The sequence below is a fragment of the Microbacterium sp. Bi128 genome (genome assembly GCF_918698205.1).
This window is the reverse complement of record NZ_CAKKMM010000926.1, coordinates 1-2,044: the sequence shown is the minus strand read 5'-3', so window position 1 is coordinate 2,044 and position 2,044 is coordinate 1. Positions and strand designations below refer to the sequence as shown.

The 2,044-nt window shown below is 69.6% G+C and carries 2 protein-coding genes; one reads left to right on the top strand and one right to left on the bottom strand.

Translation table 11 applies throughout. The features are described 5' to 3' along the window. Window positions 1–379 (bottom strand): Lrp/AsnC family transcriptional regulator (locus LQV45_RS28085; RefSeq protein WP_230010209.1); only part of this gene is annotated, 379 nt, incomplete at its 3' end. Between the two features lie 112 nt (window positions 380–491). Between LQV45_RS28085 and LQV45_RS28080 the strand changes: the two genes are divergently transcribed. Beyond that, window positions 492–1,850 (top strand): DUF6421 family protein, encoded by a 1,359-nt coding sequence (locus LQV45_RS28080; protein ID WP_230010207.1) that lies wholly within the window; start codon window positions 492–494, stop codon window positions 1,848–1,850. Window positions 1,851–2,044: the final 194 nt, after the last annotated feature.

Sequence of the window (2,044 nt, the reverse complement as noted above, 5' to 3'; positions counted from 1 at the left end):
TCTCGAGATCGCGCGGAGTCGGCACGCGGACGAACAGCATGTACGCCGCGTCACCGGCGATCGAGTGGCACGCCTCGATCGCGCTGAGGTGCGCGAGCAGATCGGGAGCGTTGTCGGGCTGTGCCGGATCGAGGGGCGTGATCTCGACGAAAGCGGCGAGCGGGCGGCCGAGCGCCTCGGCATCCAACACGGGCCGGTAGCCGCGGACGATGCCGCGCGCCTCGAGCCTCCGCAGGCGCGACTGCACCGCCGAGACCGACAGGCCGACCTTCTCGGACAGGTGTGCGAGCGTGGCGCGCGCATCGAGGGAGATCTCGCGCACGATGGCCGCGTCGACGGTGTCGTCGAGCCGCGCGCGGCGAACGGAACCGTCGGACATGCGCCCGACAGTACCAGGATGCGACGGAGCCTCCGTGGCGCCATCCGTAAGTTTTCCGTTAGCATGCGGTATTGACAGGAATTTTTCCCGCCTACGCCGATCGGAGGCCCCCATGACCCTCGCGACACCCTCGCGCTCCGCGCACGACCTGCTCGACGGGCACGCGGTCGACACGGTCGAGCACACCCCCGCGTGGACCCAGCTCAAGGACGCCGCCGTCGAGCTGCAGTCGCTGCAGGCCGCGGACGGCGCGGTTCCGGAGGCATCCGATCACGCGCGCGCCGGTGCCCTCGTCGACGACATCGTCGACGCGATCCGGGCCCTCACCCCCCTGTTCCCGCACGACGACGCCTATCTCCGCGCGTCCGTCGTCGACTTCGAGCGGTGGAAGGATGCCGGTTTCGGCGTGCCCGATTTCCTCGACTCGCTCGTGGCGTTCCAGCCGCAGCAGCACCGGGTCGACGGCATCCGTCACCTCGTCGTCTTCCCGATGTACACGCAGAACGGCTCGCGCGACCGGCACGTCGAGGCGGAGTACACCAACGGCCTGTTCGTCTCGCTGCGCCTGGTCGACTTCACGCCCGGGTACGACACCAACTCGGCGGTGCTCTTCCCCGAGACCGTCGCGATGCGCGAGGTGCCGACCTTCACGTGGGGCGCGATCTTCCAGGACCGCGAGGCCGCCCGCTACCGTCGCGTCACCCGCGCTGCAGCCGAGATCACCAAGCTCGACCTGCCCGAGAACGCCGCGCGCCTGCTCGATGATCAGGACCTCGCCGAGCGCACGTTCGTGATGTGGGACATCATCCACGACCGCACGCACATGCGCGGCGACTTGCCGTTCGACCCGTTCATGATCAAGCAGCGGATGCCGTTCTTCCTCTACTCGCTCGAGGAGTTGCGGTGCGACTTGACCGCGTTCCGCGAGTGCGTGGAGATCCAGGCGCGTCTGGCCGCCCGCGACGACCTCGACGCCGCCGAGCGCGCGATGCTCGAGCACGCCGAGCTGGTGCAGTACGCCGTGATCTTCGACCGCATCTTCCGTTTCGCCATCACCGGCTCGCGGGTCCGCAACTACGACGGGCTGGGCGGCCAGCTGCTCTTCGCGTGGCTGCACCAGCGTCGCGTGCTGCACTGGACCGACACGTCGCTGGCGTTCGACTGGGACGAGGTGCCGGCCGCGGTCGTCGCCCTCGCCGACGCCATCGACGAGCTGTACTGGCGCTCGATCGACCGGCCCAAGACCGCCCACTGGCTGGCCTCGTACGACCTGGTGCGATCGGTGGTGACTCCGCATCCTGCGTCGGTCTGGGCCCGTGGGCTGTCCGACGAGGTGCTCGCCGGTCTCCCCAAGGGGTACACCGACGCCGTGCTCGACGACGAGTTCCCCCTGTCGATGTTCTTCGAGGCGCTGGAGAAGAAGATGCGCCCCGTGATCGCTTCGACCGAGGGCATCACCGGCCGCGACTGAGGCCCGGGATCCGGGCCCGCCCTCCCCGCCACGGCGCACCGTCCCGCGAAGTTCCGCCGAGACACGCCGCCACGGCCCCGGCCCGCACGGCGGGTCGACGGCAGACTCCGCACGACGGCGCGGATGGATGCCGCCGTACGACGAAGGCGACCCGGAAGGAAGAGACCATGAGCCACGACACAGGGGTACGTGAC

Bases quoted from the DNA above. Each gene is read 5' to 3' on its own strand.
- LQV45_RS28080 (WP_230010207.1), top strand. From the start codon at position 492: ATGACCCTCGCGACACCCTCGCGCTCCGCGCACGACCTGCTCGACGGG.